The organism is Dyadobacter subterraneus, assembly GCF_015221875.1.
Classification (GTDB): Bacteria; Bacteroidota; Bacteroidia; order Cytophagales; family Spirosomataceae; genus Dyadobacter; species Dyadobacter subterraneus.
On record NZ_JACYGY010000002.1, the window covers coordinates 321,991 to 342,274 of the forward strand.

At 37.1% G+C, this 20,284-nt stretch carries 23 protein-coding genes and 1 pseudogene; 6 read left to right on the forward strand and 18 right to left on the reverse strand.

The window, feature by feature from the left end:
- Window positions 1-234: 234 nt before the first annotated feature.
- From IEE83_RS26655 to IEE83_RS26690, 8 genes are all read right to left on the reverse strand, one after another.
- Entirely contained in the window at window positions 235-768 is a 534-nt protein-coding gene (locus tag IEE83_RS26655; protein ID WP_194123813.1) for a hypothetical protein, read from the reverse strand.
- The gene (locus IEE83_RS26660; protein WP_194123815.1) at window positions 761-1,459 is read right to left on the reverse strand and encodes a P-loop NTPase family protein; all 699 of its coding nucleotides are present in this window, start codon (window positions 1,457-1,459) and stop codon (window positions 761-763) included. The genes IEE83_RS26655 and IEE83_RS26660 overlap by 8 nt, the downstream gene beginning before the upstream one ends.
- Window positions 1,456-1,785, reverse strand: coding sequence for a hypothetical protein (locus IEE83_RS26665; protein ID WP_194123816.1), 330 nt, complete (start codon window positions 1,783-1,785; stop codon window positions 1,456-1,458). Before IEE83_RS26665 ends, IEE83_RS26660 begins: the two co-directional genes overlap by 4 nt.
- Entirely contained in the window at window positions 1,778-2,113 is a 336-nt protein-coding gene (locus IEE83_RS26670; protein ID WP_194123817.1) for a hypothetical protein, read from the reverse strand. Before IEE83_RS26670 ends, IEE83_RS26665 begins: the two co-directional genes overlap by 8 nt.
- Before the next feature lie 4 nt (window positions 2,114-2,117).
- Window positions 2,118-2,393: a helix-turn-helix domain-containing protein gene (locus IEE83_RS26675; protein ID WP_194123818.1), complete on the reverse strand. Its 276-nt coding sequence runs from the start codon at window positions 2,391-2,393 to the stop codon at window positions 2,118-2,120.
- 134 nt (window positions 2,394-2,527) lie between these two features.
- Window positions 2,528-3,286, reverse strand: a complete 759-nt coding sequence (locus tag IEE83_RS26680) for a hypothetical protein (RefSeq protein WP_194123819.1) — start codon at window positions 3,284-3,286, stop codon at window positions 2,528-2,530.
- Window positions 3,287-3,582: 296 nt separating this feature from the next.
- Entirely contained in the window at window positions 3,583-4,407 is an 825-nt protein-coding gene (locus tag IEE83_RS26685) for a coiled-coil domain-containing protein (protein ID WP_194123821.1), read from the reverse strand.
- Between the two features lie 42 nt (window positions 4,408-4,449).
- Window positions 4,450-5,013 carry a hypothetical protein gene (locus IEE83_RS26690; protein ID WP_194123823.1) on the reverse strand — a complete coding sequence of 188 codons (564 nt, stop codon included), beginning with the start codon at window positions 5,011-5,013 and terminating at the stop codon, window positions 4,450-4,452.
- A 93-nt stretch (window positions 5,014-5,106) separates the two neighbouring features.
- Here IEE83_RS26690 and IEE83_RS26695 point away from each other — a divergent pair.
- Together IEE83_RS26695 and IEE83_RS33340 are read left to right on the forward strand one after the other, a co-directional pair.
- A pseudogene (locus tag IEE83_RS26695) lies at window positions 5,107-6,033 on the forward strand (IS1595 family transposase).
- Window positions 6,020-6,145, forward strand: coding sequence for a hypothetical protein (locus tag IEE83_RS33340; RefSeq protein ID WP_262893263.1), 126 nt, complete (start codon window positions 6,020-6,022; stop codon window positions 6,143-6,145). Before IEE83_RS26695 ends, IEE83_RS33340 begins: the two are co-directional and overlap by 14 nt.
- A 2-nt stretch (window positions 6,146-6,147) precedes the next feature.
- On the opposite strand, the gene IEE83_RS26700 is transcribed toward IEE83_RS33340, so the two are convergent.
- Window positions 6,148-6,708 carry a hypothetical protein gene (locus IEE83_RS26700; protein WP_194123824.1) on the reverse strand — a complete coding sequence of 187 codons (561 nt, stop codon included), beginning with the start codon at window positions 6,706-6,708 and terminating at the stop codon, window positions 6,148-6,150.
- Window positions 6,709-6,886: 178 nt separating this feature from the next.
- Here IEE83_RS26700 and IEE83_RS33675 point away from each other — a divergent pair, with 178 nt between their 5' ends.
- Together IEE83_RS33675 and IEE83_RS26705 are read left to right on the forward strand one after the other, a co-directional pair.
- Entirely contained in the window at window positions 6,887-7,045 is a 159-nt protein-coding gene (locus IEE83_RS33675; RefSeq protein ID WP_369009358.1) for a helix-turn-helix domain-containing protein, read from the forward strand.
- 130 nt (window positions 7,046-7,175) lie between these two features.
- On the forward strand, window positions 7,176-7,463 hold the full coding sequence (locus IEE83_RS26705) for a hypothetical protein (protein ID WP_194123825.1): 288 nt from the start codon (window positions 7,176-7,178) through the stop codon (window positions 7,461-7,463).
- Here the strand turns inward: IEE83_RS26705 and IEE83_RS26710 are convergent.
- From IEE83_RS26710 to IEE83_RS26725, 4 genes are all read right to left on the reverse strand, one after another.
- On the reverse strand, window positions 7,444-7,635 hold the full coding sequence (locus tag IEE83_RS26710) for a hypothetical protein (RefSeq protein WP_194123827.1): 192 nt from the start codon (window positions 7,633-7,635) through the stop codon (window positions 7,444-7,446). The two genes, IEE83_RS26705 and IEE83_RS26710, sit on opposite strands and share 20 nt — an antisense overlap.
- Before the next feature lie 1,710 nt (window positions 7,636-9,345).
- Window positions 9,346-10,224: a hypothetical protein gene (locus IEE83_RS26715; RefSeq protein WP_194123828.1), complete on the reverse strand. Its 879-nt coding sequence runs from the start codon at window positions 10,222-10,224 to the stop codon at window positions 9,346-9,348.
- Window positions 10,225-10,231: 7 nt separating this feature from the next.
- Complete coding sequence (gene grrM / locus IEE83_RS26720) at window positions 10,232-11,380, reverse strand: cyclophane-forming radical SAM/SPASM peptide maturase GrrM/OscB (protein WP_194123830.1); 1,149 nt, start codon at window positions 11,378-11,380, stop codon at window positions 10,232-10,234.
- Window positions 11,373-11,582: a hypothetical protein gene (locus IEE83_RS26725; RefSeq protein ID WP_194123832.1), complete on the reverse strand. Its 210-nt coding sequence runs from the start codon at window positions 11,580-11,582 to the stop codon at window positions 11,373-11,375. Before IEE83_RS26725 ends, grrM begins: the two co-directional genes overlap by 8 nt.
- A gap of 341 nt (window positions 11,583-11,923) precedes the next feature.
- Between IEE83_RS26725 and IEE83_RS33075 the strand changes: the two genes are divergently transcribed.
- The gene (locus IEE83_RS33075) at window positions 11,924-13,222 is read left to right on the forward strand and encodes a penicillin-insensitive murein endopeptidase (RefSeq protein ID WP_228102089.1); all 1,299 of its coding nucleotides are present in this window, start codon (window positions 11,924-11,926) and stop codon (window positions 13,220-13,222) included.
- An 861-nt stretch (window positions 13,223-14,083) separates the two neighbouring features.
- Here the strand turns inward: IEE83_RS33075 and IEE83_RS26735 are convergent.
- Genes IEE83_RS26735 through IEE83_RS26755 form a run of 5 tightly spaced genes read right to left on the reverse strand, consistent with a single transcriptional unit; the run spans window position 14,084 to window position 19,197 of the window.
- A complete protein-coding gene (locus IEE83_RS26735) occupies window positions 14,084-15,364 on the reverse strand; it encodes a 5-methylcytosine restriction system specificity protein McrC (protein WP_194123833.1) in 1,281 nt (426 codons plus the stop codon).
- Window positions 15,349-16,503 carry an AAA family ATPase gene (locus tag IEE83_RS26740; RefSeq protein WP_194123835.1) on the reverse strand — a complete coding sequence of 385 codons (1,155 nt, stop codon included), beginning with the start codon at window positions 16,501-16,503 and terminating at the stop codon, window positions 15,349-15,351. The genes IEE83_RS26735 and IEE83_RS26740 overlap by 16 nt, the downstream gene beginning before the upstream one ends.
- A 2-nt stretch (window positions 16,504-16,505) precedes the next feature.
- Window positions 16,506-17,063 (reverse strand): hypothetical protein, encoded by a 558-nt coding sequence (locus tag IEE83_RS26745; protein ID WP_194123837.1) that lies wholly within the window; start codon window positions 17,061-17,063, stop codon window positions 16,506-16,508.
- A 2-nt stretch (window positions 17,064-17,065) separates the two neighbouring features.
- Window positions 17,066-18,088: a DNA adenine methylase gene (locus tag IEE83_RS26750; protein ID WP_194123839.1), complete on the reverse strand. Its 1,023-nt coding sequence runs from the start codon at window positions 18,086-18,088 to the stop codon at window positions 17,066-17,068.
- A 5-nt stretch (window positions 18,089-18,093) separates the two neighbouring features.
- A complete protein-coding gene (locus IEE83_RS26755) occupies window positions 18,094-19,197 on the reverse strand; it encodes an adenine-specific methyltransferase EcoRI family protein (protein ID WP_194123841.1) in 1,104 nt (367 codons plus the stop codon).
- A 352-nt stretch (window positions 19,198-19,549) separates the two neighbouring features.
- Between IEE83_RS26755 and IEE83_RS26760 the strand changes: the two genes are divergently transcribed.
- Entirely contained in the window at window positions 19,550-20,179 is a 630-nt protein-coding gene (locus IEE83_RS26760; RefSeq protein WP_194123843.1) for a hypothetical protein, read from the forward strand.
- Window positions 20,180-20,284 lie beyond the last annotated feature (105 nt).

Here is a 20,284-nt window from a genome sequence, read left to right on the forward strand (position 1 = left end):
CCGATAGGCGAATAGCTGGGGTCAAGGGGTTTTCCCCTTGCCAGTTCTCGCCGGTTGTCGCTTTTTTGCGACGTACCGGCGATAGCTGGCTATGGAGAAAACCATCGCAAGGACCCGAACGATTTAAAAATGATTAAACAGTGACTTAAATTGATTATAAATAATTCTTCTGACTTCTTATTACCTTTTTCAGATCCAAAATGACTTTAATTGCCTTAATTGGATTTAAAAGGATCATTTTAGCCTTCGAAGCGGAACGCGGACCTCTTTTCTTTTTGCATCAAACTCGTAGACCTGACCAAAGGTGTTATCTCCGGTCTTTGCTTGTTTCAGGATTAAATACTCGACCTCGTTTTCGGTTCTGATATTTCCTTCGCGTATAAGGCCCTGGTAAGATTCTATGTTTTTCATATCCTCAACGTATCTGCTTACTGCCTGATACATCTTGAATGTGCTCAGGTAATAGTAGCATAAAAGACCAAGGATCAGGGTGCAGACTGCATACGGAATACTAATGCCCAGTCCGTGAACAAACGACTGTTTGTCAGAAGCGAAGTTTATCGAACTGATAGACCCCTTGAACGTCTGCTGCAATTTTTTGCTTTCAAGAAGGTTGGCATTCAGCTCTTTTCTCATGACAGCAAAATGTTCCCTGATTTCAGCAAAATTAATGACTGTCCATTCGTCCATCTCCATCCCGTACTTCAAAAAATACTCCGCCTTGATATAATTGAGCACATGCGATATCCGCTCTTTTTTATCATTCATCTTTGATGTCTGTTTGAAGTTGCCCCTTTAATTTTAGCCGAGTACCACGGCTGTAATTCTCCATTCCCCAGCCAAGTCGTGCCCCGTCCAGGATTTCTCCTCCCTGGGCCGTGCGTGGTTCAAAATCTCCAAATTGTCTCAGCCGAAGCCCAGCCTTTAGGCAGCGCTCTTCCAGATCCTGGGCAAGTGTTGCAAAACCGCGGAATGAAGTAATGCTCTTCCAGACAATGATTTTAAAATCGTTTCCAACTGCTGCTCTGATCTGGTCCAGATAGTTAACCGAAGACTGGTAGGCTGTCCCGCCGCCAATGACCACATGAAAGATCATTTCGAAACCCGACTCGTCAGCAAATTCCTTCATCGGAAGATCATACCTGATTAGCGACGGAAGTTGTGCGCTTTCCGGCGAACCGAGATCAAAATAGACCTCCTCATACCGGCTCTCTGAAGCCTCTTCAAGGTAACCGACCAAAAGATCCCGCACCAGTACATCTCTATCATCGTTAAGACTGACGACATCAAAATTGTCACGGTCAATGAAGGATAGCTGCTTCTTGCTGGATTCGGTAGAAGAATCCAGGTCAACGAAAAGGATGTCTTTTTCATGTCCGTACTTCAGTGCGAATAAATACATCAAAAGAGATTTACCCACGCCGCCTTTGGACTGGGCAATGAAATGAAATTTTTTCATGACTTACCAAATTTTGAACTTTTAAATGATTGTCTTTTCAGTGCGTCCTCTTCTATCCATACCGTATTTGGTTCCACCGGTTTTGGAATAGTGTCGGAAGAAGTTTTACCGGTTTTTCCCGGATCATTCCATTTCGCTGCGTGCGAGCGGATGTACTTCACATCGTACAGCACGGTAAGTTCACTGCCGAGCTCTTTATTGATGATCTCGACTGTAAGCAAGGCTGAAAGATTCTGAGCGAAGAGCTCCTGAAAAAATTCGTAGAGTTTTCTTCTTCGCTTCGGATCTTTCCTCTCATACATGGTTATCAACAGTTCCTTATCCATGATCCTTCTTGTTTAAGTTCTTTTGACCCTGACCGCTGAGTACTATACGGCTTGCTCGCAGCGGATGAAAAGATGGGTGATAATCAATGTGACCAAACCGGGCAAGGTCCCGGATGCAGCTGTGATACGTTGCAATAGATTTAATTCTTGCATAGCGCATTAACCTTCTGCGGCTGATCTGGATCTGATTTTGGCTGGCTTTCACGCAGTGAAAGGCAATGGCCGCATACAGACAGATGTGCACAGCGCGGAGTCTGGAATCATCCCATACTCCTTCTACCAACCCGGCTCCCGCCGGATTGGTAAGGTTTGTCTCAGAGACTTTCATCCATTTAGCGCTTTTTAGATGGCCCTTTTGCCAGCATGAGCTCGATGTCCTCATACTGGTAGTAAAAGCTGCCGCCCACTTTCGTGTAACGCAGGTGCCCATTGACACGCAGGTTCAAAAGTGTTCCTGGCGAGATCTTTAAGAGCTCTCTTACCTGGGCGCTTTTAAGCCACCTGCCATGCGGTGAGGGCTTCGCCTTTGAGACAATGGTTTTGAATTCTTCGAGAAGTTCAGTTTTAAACTGCCGCAAGTCTTCCCTGGTGATCAATTCTACATTCATGACTGCTTTTGTTTAAGGATGGAACATAAACGTGACTGATGACGGGGTACCACCGCCATAATCATCAAAAGCAAACATACTATGGGAAGTTCAAATAATAGTGACCAAAACCATCCATTGGTCAAGCCACAAAGCTACTTTTTCGTATTCATTTGATTGATTATAAATAACTTATGATCATCTTTGACTTTTGTTCCTTTGCCGGAATCATCATTGTCTTTTACTGAAAAATAGTTACGTGCAGTCTCTAACGGTATAGGATTTCCGCCGTGAAGGAAATATCTGGAAAGCAGTTTGTACCATGCACTCTTGGTCTGTACGTTCAGAAGCTTCTTATTCTCATTCAATTTCAGTAGCTGCATTTGCTGAATAAGATCAATAAAAGTACCCAGATGGTTCTCAACGATATTGATCTTTTCTGTTGTGTCATATGCTTTCATCTCCTTAACCAGCTCTTTCAGTTGAGCGTTTTCCACTGTCAGCTGATCAATCAAACGGTCCTTTTCTGCGATGACCGATTCAAGTGGGTCGAAAACGTGCCATTGATCGATTGAGCGGAGAAACGATTGAAAGGAATCCAGTTTGATAAGGTTCGATTGATAGATTTTTTGCCTGGAAGAGAATGGGTCCTGCAATTTGTAATAAGCGATCCGCTCGGAAATGATCCTTGACAGGTGTTCAAAAAAGGACTGTTGCTGATCTGGATTTGCATTAAGAAAGTATTGAAGATGGTAATCATAAAATGCCGCGTAATCTGAAACGGGCAGAAGGTAAATTTTCTTAAAGAGATAATTGTGGTTGAAATGCCAGCTTTGAATAAGCGGATTACCAATCTCAAAACGGTGGGGTGAAAAGTCGAATTTACCTCTGATTTTAAAGTAGGATCTTTTCATAGCAAGACGGTTTTTTATATAAGTTACCAACAGATACTAAAAAATCCAACTTCATATAATAAATTAATTTGACCGACTGCCTATACGAATAATACAATTATATACCTCAGTTACTTTTGCCGATCTCATTAGTTCCCCAATGTAGTATATAAAAATGCCTGCAATTTGCCATTTATAAATATTTGACCGACGAGATTAAAATTGAATGGGTAAAGGATGTAAAACCAATAAATTGTTCAACGCTGTTTTAAATACTTAATATTACTTTAGGTAATGATATATCAATTTACACCGGACTATCTACGTTTTCCTAGATAATTTTTCCCCGTATATTCAAAAAGTTGCCTTATTTTAAATTTTTTGGTCTGTTTTTGAAAATCTTCTTTCAGATAAATAGTGGTACCATCATCTGATGCTACCATCACGGAACCATTAGATAATGCAAGAATGCCTTGGACGGTAACATCATTGCCTATTTGATCAATATTCATTGCAATGTTTCCTTGATTGTCCATAACTTCAAATCCGAAATCGTCATAGTTTCGTTTGCTTGTGAAATTTGGATTTGGTCTCCAATAATTGTCATCTATTTCCACAATTACATTACCACTAGTATCTAATACTTTCATACTAATTAACAGTTCATCCTTTCCATATCTTAATTTTATAAAAATACTTCCCCCGTCTTTATCTTCGTTTTGAAGGTTTAAACCATCAGAAGGAATGCTGATAGCACCTTTGCCCAGATAAATTCTAGCTTCTTTGCTCAGACGTGGATTAAAACCAAATTTCAATTTACCAGATTGTAAATTTTCTGCTGCATCAAAAGCTGTCCTTTTATCAATTTCCTTCACTAAGTCGTTAATTTGATCATTAAGCCGTTTAACTTGTTCTGTTAAATTTTTAGTCTGAATGGCTAACTTGTGATTTTCAGTTGAAGTATTTTTTATGGTATCAACTATTTCTTTCACATTCTTTGTGATAATACTATCATTTTTAGTCAATTGCTCGATTCTATCTTTCTGCTTCTGATCCGATTGACTATTAATGAAAGTGAATAACACTAATAAAACGCCAGCTGCTACAACTAAATAAGGAGAATATTTTTCGATGAAGGTCATGAAATCCATACTATTTATAATAAACGGAAATTATTATGAAAGCTATTTTTTCGACATTACATGATTGGTTGATTTCTTCTGAAGGACTTGCATTTCTTCACGGGATGCTGACAATGATTTTGATAACAATTCTATTGTTATTTTTTGGCTAGTAATTGTGCTATCTCTTTGAATTATTATCGCTTCTGCTTTTTCTAAATCATTGTGTTGAACTAAGCCATATGTAAAAGATATTAAAGCAATAATTCCAGAGAACCATTGTCCATGAGCTCCCCACCAACTGGCCAAACGACTATTCTTATTTTGATTTTCTTGATCAAGATAGTCGAAGGCTTCGTCCTTAATTTCAACAAGTAATTTAAGGTCATTAACCCCACCAACTTCAACAATGTCAGGATTCCCATCTTTATCTATTGTGCTGTAATAAACTGGGGGTGTTCCACTTTCCTGTAAATTAATTAAACCTGATTTTTTCAAGTTATCTAAAAACTGATATTTCGAGCTGTATTTTATATAATCCAAATCCTTCAGAATCTTATCAACATCATGAAATTCATGTCGTTTAAGTTTACTTAAATATCGAAGGAATTTAATTCTATTCGTCATAAAAGAGGGTGAATTTAGTGTAAATAAATTCTCAAAATTGCTTGTTTTAGTGTAAATTTATTCTTATCTTTATAGTGTAATCAGCTGTTAATCATGGTAGGAGAATTCAAAAGTATACTCGATTTAGTAAAAGCTTTTCCAACGGAAAAGGAATGCATTGAGCATTTGGAAAAACTTCGTTGGAATGTTACTGTTGTTTCTCCATTTGATGAATCCAGTAAGGTTTACGTTTGTGCTAATAATCGTTACAAGTGTAAAAACACTGGAAAATACTTTAACGTTAAAGTTGGTACTATTTTCGAGGATACCAAAATACCATTGATTAAATGGTTTATGGCCTTATATATCTTTTCTTCTCATAAAAAGGGTATTTCTTCTCACCAATTAGCAAAGGATATCGATGTAACTCAAAAGACGGCTTGGTTTTTGTTACACCGTTTAAGATATGCGTTTGATCATCCATCGTTTAAGAAAGAACTTGGTACAGTTGTTGAAATCGACGAAACTTACGTTGACGGTAACGAAAAGAATAAGCACGAGTGGAAAAAAGTTGGTGGTAGACAAGGTAGAAGTACTAAAACCAAGAAGCCGGTTCTAGGAATGTTAGAACGGGATGGAAACATTATTGCTCATGTTGTTTCGGATACAAAACAAGCAACCATTGAGCCTATTATTGAAGCTAACGTTAAATGTAATGCCTTGGTTATGACTGATGAATGGCACGCATATAATAACTTGAACAAAAATTTTAACCATGAACGAGTTAATCATGGCGTAAAATAGTTTGTAAATGGAATGGCTCATACGAATGGTGTTGAGAACTTCTGGAGTCATTTTAAAAGAACTATTGAAGGAACATACCATTGGGTCAGCGTTAAACATTTGCAGACTTATGTAACGGAATCGACTTATAGATTCAACTCAAGAGATTTTACAACGTCTCAAAGATTTAATGTAGTTTTAGAAAATATTGCAGGTCGTTTGACCTATAAAGACCTTATATTCAATGGAGAAGTCTAATAATCAAGATAATAAAAAAGAGAAGCCTAATTCTAAAAAGAAAAAGGCTCCAGATTTTGATGCTATGTTAAAGGCATTAATGGCTGTTAAACCACCACAAAAAGAATCCTAATATTACAATATCTTCACAAGATCAACAGTAGGTTCACCAGATTTAATAGCCTGGGTATTTTTTGTGACGTTGTTTATGTCCAAATAATACCTTGGGTTAGTGGTACCATCACTAAAGTTACATTCTAGCTTTAAATAACCGTCTCTGTCAACGATAAAAGAATAATTTCCTTGATAAAAATTAGGCTGATTATCCTCTAATGATGTTAAAACTAAATTGACTTCTCCATCCCTTTTCAATTCTAATTTGAAATCTATTGGAGCAATACGAATGTATCGACCATTAACTACCATATCGCTACCATATTTGTTCTTTAGGTTGTATGAAGCTTGTGTTCCATGATAAGTACCTAGATATTCATCGGTTACGGAATATACATATGGTACCGCAGTTTCAGTTTTTGTTGAAGAATCTTTGGATTTGATAAACTCACCATATAATGCAGCTCCACCAAGTAAAATACCAGCCACTAAGAAAGCAGATAATACCTTTTTCTTTGCCCACAAGTCTGATTGGCTAGAGTCAGTTTCTTGAAAATCATCATTCATATCAGGAGGTTCCAATTTTTAAGTGAGCCACAAAACTAACTTTCCCGATACTTTACCCCGTTTCTTTTAAAAACTGTGAGGATTTATTTACAACTTTGGATAAAATATTGATTCAATGGAAATAGGAGAAAAAATTAAGAAGATTCGGGAGCTGAAAAACTATACCCAGGAATATATGGCTCATAAATCTTAAATGACTCAAGCCGGATATGGTAAGATCGAAAGAGACGAATCCGAAGTAAGCTACCCTAGACTGGTTAGAATTGCTGAAATTCTTAAGGTGAAAGTTGAAGATATAATGAACTTCAATGAGAAAATGATTTTTAACGTTACCCACAATCAAGTGGGTTAACGGTTATGTAGTCAACAATGGTCTTTCAGATCAGGAGAAGAAACTATATGAACAAATCATCCAACAGCAAAAAGAAGAAATCCTGTTCCTCAAGAAAATTATTGATAACCTCCAATCTAAATAAACCGTTATGCCAGTATTTCGAGTAACCTTAGTTTTTAGACCATCATTGATAGAAGCTCAAGATGAAATATACAAATTCATAGATACAGCAAAAAAATATACTGTTAATTATGTAGTAGAACAACCAAGTCCTCAAATTCAATATGATGATGCAAAAATTGTACTGAACGGTGATCTCAAAGTTTTAAAGTCAGTATTAGAAGAAACAATTAAAACGCACCCTAATGTCAAAATAAACCTTTTAAACTCCGATAACCTACTTGCACACTATGCAGTCATTGAGGAAGACTTGTAGCATACTCTCTTGCTTCTCGTTGCATGTCTTCGGCTTGCTCTGGAGTTAACACACCTTCTTTTACTAGGCGATATAAACCAATTAACAAATGTATATATAATTGAACAGTTCTATAAGTTGCCTCTGACCAGTCAGTTACCTCCTTATGAATAAAAATTGGATGCTCTTCCATATCGTTTATATATAAATAGCAAGAAACCCACCGTTCGAAAACAGTGGGTTTCTTTTTTCTGTGCTTCTTAGCTTAAAGCTTAATAACATCTACTTTACAATTTGTTTCTTGAATAAAGAAACTATGAAAATCAGGATGTTTTGGTCTTGCATTCTGAATTAACTTTGTAAAGAAGTCTTTCTCTTCCTTTGTTAGATACCCTTCGTGTTTCTGTTTCATGTTCATCATAAAGTACTGGTTTAAAGATATTTAAAATGTGAACACTAGGATAATCATTAATTTTGAAACCGCAATATATATTTTTTGAATTTAGTGTAAATTGATATATCATTGCCTTACTTTAATAGTATGAGCCATTCCTTCACAATAATTTAATGTATATCAACTATTTATAAATCACTTAAATGTTTGGATCTTTATAAGCGGGATTGCTGGCATGAAACTTGTTTTCCAGTGCAGGGGCTTCCAGCTACAATAATTCCTGCGGATCGATATTTACAGATTCCAGTTTACTTAATTACAACTTCACAGTATTCTTGCTGAGACCGAGCGCAGCGGCAGCAACCCTGATGGAATATTCTTGAGAATGTAATCGTCAAAGTTGTTTAATCTAGCTCATAGGTCTCGGTTTTCCAGCCATCAGTGATCTTTTTTTCATTAAAAGATCATTAAATAAACCAACGCTAAGAGCGGGTCGGTATGCTCCGGTACACGATGTCGAAATCCCATTTATAGGGGTCAACATGCTCCGGTACGTTTCGTTCTCAACTTTTAAGGGGGTCAACATGTGCCGGAATGGCAGGCGATTCCAGCGAATCAGGCTACTTTAATATTCCAAACATTACGACTTTTAGGTGGTAGATATGCTCCGGAATATCCAGTCAACATAATCTCTCCTACAATATCAAAATTATTCATTAAATCCCTTCAAATCTGAAAGCACAAAAACCTGATTCCAAAACTTATAAGATGCATCATAAGCGAGATTTTTAGGCGCGTTATAATTTCTTTAAATCATCATCAAATTTTGGAGCATTGACTGAAAGATTTTCCACTCTAATTAACGAGACGCGAGAGATTCAGCCTAGCGAGTTGAAATTTTCAGTTTTTTAACCGGACCGACAGCCTTTCTTGAAAAATCCGTTCTCAACATATCAGAATTGTCCGCCTCAACGTGCTTCTGTACATCTGTTGAATCTGTAATAATTCAGCAGATATCAGCCTTACCTACATGTTTTTCTCTGTAATTTTCTATGGCGATCTTGACTCCTACCTTACTCATCACTTGGAAGATGAAGGGAAAAAGAAAAATTTAACCAGATTCAGTCCTTCCAGAGATACGTAACCAGTTTCAACAAATACATTACAAACAATCAGAATTGGTAAATTACTCCGGCGATGCAAATACTGCGAAGTTATTTTAAGCAGCATTGCAGAATCCACGGCCAATTATGTAATTACTAAGTGGTTTTCTAAAAAAACAGTCCATCTCGTGAACTAAAAAAGGTGCACACTTACTGCTTAAAGTCCGCATAAAAGTGTTGAAGAACGAATTGGAAGACATTTTTCTAAAGATGTATCCAGATTTTAGACAGATAAAATTGGTGTAGGATCCTGGCATTATTTAAGAAGCGGCATCAGTCTCCCATATTTTTTTTGATGCTTCACAAATTAGGTTGTCGGATAACCTTCATCAACCAAAATTTAACTCTATAAAAAATTAAAATGTGTGAAAGACATCATAAAATTATAATCAGTATAATTCTGCAAAAACGGAAATCCATCATGAACCATATTTTGTACAGGCATTATATAATATGAATTTGGAGCTAATGTAAATTTGTACACAGGTATCAACGGATTATAAAGCATAAACATCTCTCCAATAGGTGTAGCAAAATCCCCATGCAAAAAACTTTTTACTTGTTTGTCTCCAGCATTCTGCAAAACTTGCGCCATCAAAGAAACCGAAGAGTCTATAAACATAACATCACGTTTTTGAAGGCCAATATTCAGACCCAACTTTACCCCTGCTAAATGTCTTTTAGATACGCAAAATCTAGGTATTTGCCAATTATCAATATGAAGACCTCTTAACTTGAAGGGAGAATTTGGGTTTTGTGTTGAAGAATAATTTACAATATCATATCCACTTACTGCATTTGCTCTTATAATTTGCTTATTAGTTGCTTGTATAGCAGAAGAATATTTGTTGAAAGAAACATTCTTCTTTTTATTAAGCAAGTTCAATACAAATTGTTCTACATTCTTTAATACCAATTTATTTATAATCTCTTGCTCGTATTGGACATTGATCTCAGTAATATGCTTAATATATTCACCAAAAAAATAATCATTTACTTTTTCGTCGAATTGCCCAATGTAGACTGTTCTTCCCAAGTCATTTTTATTACTGGTTGCTATCCCATTTCCAACCATGTCTAACACCTCAAAATCAAGCTTAGGAATAAAAACGCCACTTTTGTAATTTTCAAAGTCGATATTTGGTTCCTTTAAACAAATAACGCCCGAGTTCTTTGATAAAAAAATTGGATCCGAAGTATCAAGAAACAGCCTAATGTCGCCCATATAAATGCTATTTATAACTATTCTCCATCTTCTCTAAAACAACATCTATCGGCATTTGCGTATTATATTTGCAGGACATTGATTCCGTTGAATCGAATGTCCCATTTTCAAAGTATTTATTTGATGGCGCTCCGCCACCGCATAAATTAAAATAACTACATATGTCTCGACATTGGCTAACCCCCCTTTCCACTTGCTTGCTCAAATTTATAAACTTCTCACTATCTAGTATTTCCTCCAGTGTTGTATCATACACATTTCCAAGTACAAACTTCTGATCAATATCTGCTAACTCAGGAGAATAGGTTGATAAATCTCCATTGTAAAGTACATTTAACATCTTGAAAGGATAATTATCAGCCCGCCTGGTAGATTGGCCGAATTTGAATTTGCTAGGAAAGTTATGTATGTATCTCTTGACCTTCTTGAACTCACGCATCATGTCTAACTTGTCGTTTTTCTCCCAGCAGTCATAAAATATCTCATAAAAATTTCGTATTTTATTCTGGGCAAGGGGCGTCTGTAGTGAAGATGTTTTATTAATCCCTTCAATTTCTTCTACATTAAAACCAGAGTTAATAGTATCTAGATTATTGAAAAAGTCAAATATTTCCTTAGGATATGATAACGATTCATAACTTAGTACAGATATTGTACTAAAATTTATCTGGTATTTCTTTAAACAATTAATACCGTTCATTACTAAATCAAAGGATCCCAGTCCATTTCTACACAAACGATTTTTATCATGTAAAAACTTTGGGCCATCAATGCTTACGCCCATTTGAATCTTATGTTTAATAATAAAATCACACCAGTTATGATTTAAGAGCACCCCATTTGTTTGAAAGCTATGATGAAATTTGGTAGTACTCGGTAAAAGTCTGTCTATTATTTTAAAAGCCCTTTCGTAAAATTGGATGCCTGCAGAAAGAGGTTCTCCCATATGCCACAAAATAGATAATCTTTCACCAATTAAACCTGAAGTTAGTAAAAATTCAAAGGTCTTTTGAATAGTTTCAATACTTATGTTGTTCCTCTTATCTCTGTTTGGTAAGTAGCAGTAGCTACAATTAATATTGCAAAAAGATGTTGCTTGAAATACGACCAGAGAAGTTGGGCGAATATCCTTCAAAAGGAAAATCTTTTCATCCATCTAAATTTTGGTTAGAATCGTAGTCACCCCAGTTACGTATATTCCAGTCATCCCAGTCATTCCAATTCCCCTCTTCTTTTTCTTCTTTTGGATCTGATTTAATTACATCCTTGCGAGGTTTAACCTCTGAATCCAAATTTTGCGTGATTTTCGCCTGCAGCAATCTAATGCGATCAGCGATAGGATTCTCTTTACTTTCCATATAATTACATTTATATTTTTAAGGTTTTTCTCAAATTCAAAAGCTAATAATGATTTTATCTACTTGCTTTTAAGTACTATATGGCAATATTATAGCAAATTAGTCAGAAATTCTTCTTCAATGACTTGATATTTAAGATTCAATAGTTACCCTATCTCAAACCGATTTATCTTTAAACAGATTACACAACATATAATTGAAATTAGCATATATTTCAGGAAATTTTACACGTTAAGCTGAATTACTTTTAATTTCTATTCTTGTAATACCTCATGTACCTAAATTGTTCAGATATGCTTACAGCCTTTAATTTATACTCAAAGTCGGAAAAAATGCACATTATGATCAAAATAGGCACGATCATAGCTAACAATCAAGTGATTAAGACAGAATTTGAAGAATTTAAAAAAATTAGTTGCGCACCGCTTACAGCTGAAAGCCATCTTAATCTCTATCATACTAGTGTCAAAACGCATGTTGCTAAAATTTCCAAAATTATTAGCTCATTATCAATGTACAGTTTGGATATGGCTGAGTTTACTTCTGCAATAAATGGTTGTACCGCTTACATCGCTTCTATTCCTCAAAATTTGTGTATAGGTCCTTTAAATGCTGTTGCCTATGATGCCATTAATATTGCTGTTAATCAAGGCAATAACTTAGTAAAGCAAGGAATTTCAGTTTTCGAAAGAAATCTTTCTCAATTTTCTCTAGGTGTCTTTCCATTGTTGCAACAAATAATATCAGCTTGTCAATTGGTAAATAATGAAAGTAGAGATTTTACAGCGGTATCCGAAGCTATTGAACGTTATAATAATTTCACCGTACCTTATTCGGTCGACATTTGGAATCTTTCACCAACAATTAAGAAACTTGCGGATCAGCTTAATACTTTAAGTGCTCAGGCTGATCAATCGCCAGGAGCAGCTCTTTTTCAGATTGAAACTAATTTTGAAAAGGAGGTTGATATTATAGTGCAACAATCAAAATATGCCAAGGAGGCTCTAATTCAATGGGAAAGTAAAGATGGTGAAGCTGGGTACCAAAGCTATCTTGATCTAATGCGTTATACAGAAGAGACACTTATACCACAATTAGAAGAGTTTTTAAAAAATATTCCTCTCACTCCTCGGATTAATGCTTCTACTGAGCTGGCTAAAATAGCAGTTGAGTATGTGGTTCAAAACTACAATACTTTTCCAGTATTTACCGCTTTGCCTCCTTCCGATGATGAATTCCCCCATTATACATACGGTAATCCTAAAAGGAAATTTGGACAAAGTGAAATTATTGAAGTTTTAAAAACAGTATGTTTAGCATACTTTCATTTAACCGGTAATAAACTATGGATTGGCGATATGCAACTCGAACATGGCGGTCGGATAGGTACTCACGTCTCTCATAAACTCGGTCTTGATGCTGACATCGATGTCATAGAAGTTGGAGATGTACCTAATATTAACAGACCACTTGCAATTAATACTGCACAGATATTTTTACAGTCTGGCGCAACATTAGTATTCTATGCCGACCATAATGTTGTAAATACAGTTAATGAATGGGCTCTTGAAAATGAAATTAAAGGTCATCTATCACATGAACCGGACCATACTAAACATTTTCATCTGCGTGTAGGTTAGCTATAATCGCTCGAAAATCAACAAATTAGAATCCTTTTACAATGTTTATGAGTTAAAAAAAAGTAGAAAAACCGTCGCGGTTTCAGTGCAGTTTTCCGTATCTGTCTGACGAACCCATAGCAGCGATCACATTATTAATACAGGGACTTTTTAAAGCAGCTGTCAGGAAATTTACCGAATAGAAAAATCATGACAGACAGCAGGATAAAAGAAAATCGGCGAGAATATAGTCATTAAACCAAGTGTTTATATTTCAAAAAACATCTCGTTATTTACAGGTAATACAAGCTCATAAAAGCAGTTTAAATTTGAAAAAGTCAAAGAACTTTGTTCCAAGATTATGGTAATGGAGCCATTGTCAATCGTAAGAATGCAAGTAGAAGATCAATGAGAAAATACGGTCGTCTCGATGTGCTGCCAGCAAGAATAGAGCCTGTTTACTTGCCATTTATGAGTAACTTTGATAAGTTTCGGTGGTATTCAAGTGCAAATCACAAGCCAGATTTTACAACATACCTACAATTGCATCAAACCATTGTTGCAAGTGGATTTTACGGCATATAGCAGCTTTTGTGACAGGGTAAATTTACTTGTCAAGGGTTGGGAAATGCAGTTTGCATCTCAAAACACGAACGTAGCATTGAAACCAATGCCTGACATTAAAATTTGGTCAGTTACAAATTCCCTTTATGGCCCTTTCCGATACAAATAACCTATACGTCACAGACGAAGAATTTCTTGATTTTTTATACCGCTCATCCAGTGTTACAAATTAATTCTCCAAAATCGACGAATAACCCAGCATAAGCGGCATAGTCACTAGATAGTGAAAAAATACCCCAAGGTCGTATCAATACTTATTCATTCAATACTTAACCAAGAACTGATAGTATCTATTAATGTTTTCTGACCATCGGCCATTGACAGACTCATCAAATTAATTGGTAGGGCTGTTAACATAATATCTTTACCGCCTAATGCAGAAGGAATACGCCAAACTGTAAGTTCTCGATTGTTCGAGGAAGGGTAAGTCAGCGAAACTTTTTGACAGCCAAGAATATGGCCTGCGGTGAATACTTGATAAATATCTGATGCTTTCGGGCGAGATCCCAATAGCTTGTATTTAGCATCAGCCACCGCGACAGCCATGCCAGTTTCATTACGAAAAACTACATCTGGAGTTGTCTTAAGCTTGCTACCTTCTCCATTTAGAATCTGGCCAAAAATCACTTCATTCTTAGTGACCTTCATTCTCCGTTGATTCGCTGCCCGTTGACATAGCCAGAAGATGTAGTTTTCATAAATTGTATCTGAATTCCATAAAAAACCTGATAGAGCATGCTCACCACTAGCATGAGTTACGCCTGCTCCTTCTAATAGTAATAACCCTACCATTCTCGCAGCTTCAAGCCCCTGGTGCTGGGCTCCAAGTTGAGTTCTTCGTGCTTCTATAAGATGAGGCGGACGCTTGCCTACATGAGCAAGGCTTGCTTCAATCTCACGCAACGCCTTAGCCCGACTTGGTAACTTAACTGTTGCTGCAAGACAATTTGCGGACCAACGAAGTAATCTTGTTAAGGTGGTATCATCTGTAAAGTAGTCAGCTATGTATGGTACAATCCAAGGGCGCGAAACCCACTCACTGATACGGGATATATCGAATGCACCCCGCAAGCTAGTACCTTGGTTTTGTTCTGATAAATAACTGCGAGATAAACCACGTGCCGCACCTTTGGCATAGGATGCTAAGAACATTTCTGCGAGAAGGTCAGGTATTCCTAAAGCCGTACCGTGGTGAGCTGATGTTAAACTGTCATCAAGATGTCCACCTTCAACGACCATTAGTATTTGCCATAGTATGCTTTGCCAACTACCTTCGGTAGAATCTAAGAACTTTGGAGCTATCTCAATATCGACATTTCCTACTCGTACAACACCGGTTACAGCCTCTGCACGCAATTGAATTTGCCCATTCCCAATGTTTTCCACCTTAAACGGCTCACCAGAAAGGCCTAGAATCTTTCTCCATCGATTACTTGCTTCGATTAAAGTATTGATATTTATATCACCAGCTCGAAGAACAACAGGTTCTCCATACTCTTGGAGTCGAATTCGGTTGTGTGTCATTAACGAGTCAGCCACCTAAATGACCTTTTTATTTCTTCAGGGTTCAATTCATTAACACGAACTGGCGTGAGTGTTCTAGCCTGTATGCTGCTACCCAGTTTAGTTCGAAGTGCCCAAGCATAACTACCAGATAATGGGGGAGTATCAACGCGAAGTAATTCAATCAATTGTTCTGGCCTCCCTGAATATCTATCTTCAAGTTGAGGGTAAATAACTTCATCCCATGCCTTGGCTAAATCTTGCCATATAACATTTTCAGGTGAATCACTAGTTGCCAATTGAGTAAGTAGGCCATGACCAAGCTCAAACTCTGGACCGAGATCAGCTGCAATGGCTAGGTTCAAACGGTCAAGAAGCAGATATGCAGTTTCAAAAGGGCTTAAGTTTTGCCAGTTATCATCAATAGGTGTGGGAATTAAACTCTCATCCAAACCCCATTGGTGTGCAAGTACAGATAGATTTGGTCTCATTTCAATTCGATCGAACCTACGTGCAAGAGCGCTATCAATTGGTACAGCTGCCCGGTCAACACTGTTCATTGTTGCCACAATATAAATATGCTTAGGAAATGGAAATCCAATAGGAATCTCAGCTTCTTGCCCTTCTGCCCGGTAAATTTTCTCACTTTTGCCGTCTATGTACTTAAGCTGCCTAAGGGGAAGAGGAAGGGGAACACGGCCATCTTTACGGTAATCGAAATCGAGAAATGTCATAAACTCACCAAAGATGCGAGCCGCATTACCTCGGTTAATTTCATCGATAAAGATTACAACTGAATTATACTCTGATGTAGTGTCTGACAATTCTAATGCAGCATCAAGGAAAACTCCAGCAAACGGTTTAAGCTCTGTGCCAGACCCTGTCATTTCAGGTCTTAAACCTAGTACAAAATCTTCATAACCATAAGATTGGTGGAATGTAGTCCATACAACTTTCACAGGCTGAGGTATAGGCAGAACTTGCTCTGGCCTGCTAAATGGAGTTTCTGCATCATCGGGATCAAGAATGATACCTTCCTTGCTCTCAGGTGTTGTTTTCAAAACTTGAAACAACTCACTTATAAGCCGTGTTTTGCCTGTTGCGGGTGGGCCATACAAGAGTACGTTTCGCCCTTTATCCCACGATCTGAGAATATTCCCAAGTTTATCTGTCATGTTCAGCTTTTATTTGCATTGATTACCCCGCCGACTTTATTGCTGTAAAGTTCAAACATCGGATCATTATCCTTCATATTAGAAGGGCGATGCCCTTTTGTAAAACCTGCATAGTATTTTTCATCGAACGTCTTTGCGATGAATATACGTAATCCACCATCAGGAAAATACGCGAGAGCTTCTTCTTTGTTGGCAACATCATCAGGGGCTCTCGGGAAATTACGCGTATATGTCCATGCCGGATGGCGCTGTGAGCTAGGCTGTTGTCTATTCTGATTTGCTATACGCATTCGGCCACCTGCTTTACTGCGAAATTCTATCGGCCCAGATATTTGGGGTTTTCCAATTACAAAAGCTTGTATCACAAAAGAGGGCATAGAATTAAAGTCCGTTTCTGTGATATTCAGAAAATCAAGAGTCTCAGGAACTATTGAACTTGGAATTTCAATATATAAGGATCCACCACCACCCTCAATTCTGTGGTGACGTTCTATATTATAAAATTCTCCTGGTTGTACGTTGCGCCACCAGATACGCTTAACATCTAATTTATTCGTCATGATTAATACTTCTCTACATGATAAAGACGCTCCAATAAAATGCCTTCTTTCGCCTTATTGTTACTGCGATATCGATTGTGTAATTTCTCGTGTATTGTCACTTTTCCAAAATCATTCAAAATTGCAAGAAGTTCATCTTCATGAACTTGACCATCTTGGCTGTAAGATATAAATACATGAGGAGCACTGAGTTGTTCCAGAGTTTTACGAAAAGCCTTACCAGCAGAGCGACGGTAACAAAAGTCTGATGCTTGCTTTTCCCACGGGCGGAGACCACCATCGCCTTGAGCAATCGGTTCATCCTCTTGAGCCAAAGTTTCAAGAATGTGATAGTTCCCAGCATATTGCCGTTTTGTATAAGGAGGATCTAGATATACAGCATCTGCACAAATACTTGAAGCATGTTCTTCAATAGTTCCCAGTACTACAGAATGATTGCCTGGGGTTTGCTCAAAATGGAGTGGTTCGAACGTAATTGCCTGATGAGCATTTTTGGATAGTTCTTTTAAGAAATAGCCATAAGTACCACTTATGTTTGCAATTTTATTGGTTGACAGAATTAAGCTGTGAAGCAATAAACTGTGTTCAAGTTTACTAATGGCGCCAGACCTTGCAAGATCCCTTATACTTTCTCGAATTCCATCAATACGTGCGGCATTAGAAGCGGAGAAATATAATCGAGGCTGCCGACCATTAGCAGGGCTACCGGCATTACCAAATTCTCTAAAGAAATATCCTTCTGTAGGTGGGATTGACCGTAGCCAATTAAGTGCTCTATCGTATCCACCAAAAGCTTTGAAAGCTGGTGCCTGCTTAGCTAATAAGCGAGATCTAGCATGGATAACAGGAAAAGCGAGAGCATCAGCAGCTGTAACTGAGTAACCAGCTTGCGCCAAGGCTAATGAGACAGAAGCAGTACCACACATTGGATCCGCAATTGATGAGCCAGCAGGAATAACCCTACTTATCTCTCCAACTATCCATTCTGAAAGCTTTGTTTTGTTACCAAGATAACGAAATGACATAATACTTACTGTTTCTTTTTAATAATTATACGCTCATACATTCGGCGATAAGTGCCATCACCATTGGGTAAATAAAAGCGTGGTCCTCCTTGTGAATAGGTGCCTTTTTCAGCTATCTCAGACATTGGCCGGCTTAAAGATCTACTAGACCCAAGTATCTCAAATTGATCAGGATTGTATTGGTCTAAGAAAGAAATAGGTACTCCCATCAGACCGTCGAAGTCATACGGTATATCTTTACTTTTACTAACCTCTATCGCATCACAGTTTGCATATTTTGGGTTTGTACTAGGAGAATAACTTTTTTCAAGAGGAAGGTCTATGTGTCTACTTTGAAAATCGATGTTAGTAAACCAACGCACTCCTTTAACCCGAACATATTTATTACCATGCTCATCTTTCCTAGTTCCAGATGCTGCAAGTGGGTAATTAGATGGTACACGAAACTCCCTGTCTCCACTTCGGATACTCGGCCCATACCACAACTCATTATTTTGAATTAACGGAAAGACACTTACATACGTCACAGCATTCATATTTCCTATGATTACGAACTTCTTTTTGTACTTTACTAACTGAGCACAATACTCCTTAAAAAGTGAGAACGGCGGATTTGTTACTACCACATCTGCTTGTTGTAATAATTCGATACTTTCAGCGCTACGGAAATCGCCATCCCCTTTAAATTGCTTGGTGTGTATCAGTTCATCTTTTGAAATCTTATTCACATTTTGCCTACCACTATACTCCAAGTATACCGCTTTCTCTGATATCTTGTTATCAAACAAATCTGCGTTTTGGCTTCGATAACATGCTGTTATTAGCTTCTTTAAACCAAGTTCCTCAAAGTTGTTATAGAAATAACGAAAGAAATTACTCTCCTGTGGATCATCACAATTACAATAAATAACCTTTCCCTTAAAGTAGTTGGTGTAATGAATCATCTCAAGCTCGATATCTTCAAGGGATGTATAGAACTCGTCATTCTTCCCTTGTTTAGCTTGTTGAAAATCTTGATTTCGAGTAGAGAAAATTCCATTTTTCGTAGTATTCAACTCCTGAAAACAAGGGTTGTTAAGGATCCGGCTCTGTCTAAGAGTATCTGTCATAGTTTACTGTCATTTGGTCTTTTACATTAATCACATCGATTAAGGGCTTATATTTTGCGGGATTATCAGCACGTCACTCTAAACCCTATGCTAAGGTAACTACAAAGTAGGCCACTCGCTACTACTACCTCAATTTGCATTATGGCTCCACCTATCCTGCATGGTTCACCTGTCAACCGTTTTGCTTTTGAAACTTAGTAAGTAAGTCTAAAGAATACCGACGTTTTGTGAGACACCTAATAAGATGGATGGGTAATTTTCGGCGTAGACCCCAATATAATAAAACTATAAGTATGTAGTTTTATTGAGAGTTAATTGATCAGTAATTTTTCAGCTATTTAAACTAATTATCATGACAAATTTAGATGATAAAGTATGGTATGCCTGCTACGGGTCAAATATTTTAGAGGAACGTTTTCTTTGTTATATCAGAGGTGGACAACCAAATGGAAGCAAGAAAAATTATGAAGGTTGTAGTGATAAAACTTTACCAGCAGACAGTGAAGACTTTTATATTTGTTCTGAACTTTATTTTGCTAGAAAATCAAAGAGTTGGGATAATGGTGGAGTTGCATTTGTTAAAACTATATTTGACCCCCAAATAAAGACGATTGGGAGATTATATTTAGTAACAAAAGGACAATTAATAGATATTGCCAAACAAGAAACAGGCACAGAAAATAATTTAGTGATAAACTTTGACGCAGCTACCAGAGACGGAGCTTATATTTTTAAAAAAGCATCTTGGTACGGAAACTTAGTGTACTTGGGAAAACAATATGGCTATCAAATTTTTACCTTGACAAGTGAAAATGACTTACAACCATTGTCAAAACCAAGTAAAGATTATTTAAAAACTATTAGTTTAGGAATAAAAGAGGTTTATAATTTTAACGACCAGACAATCTTGGAGTATTTAAATACTAAGGGTGGAATTGTAGGAAATTATTCTGATCAAGAATTATTAGAGATTATCATTTAGTAGCAAAACGGTTGTTTGAGCAAAATATATCTATTTCTCAAAACGCTCTTTTGCAATGAAGCGTTTTGCATTTTGGTGTATTTGATTAGCACATAACACTATCTA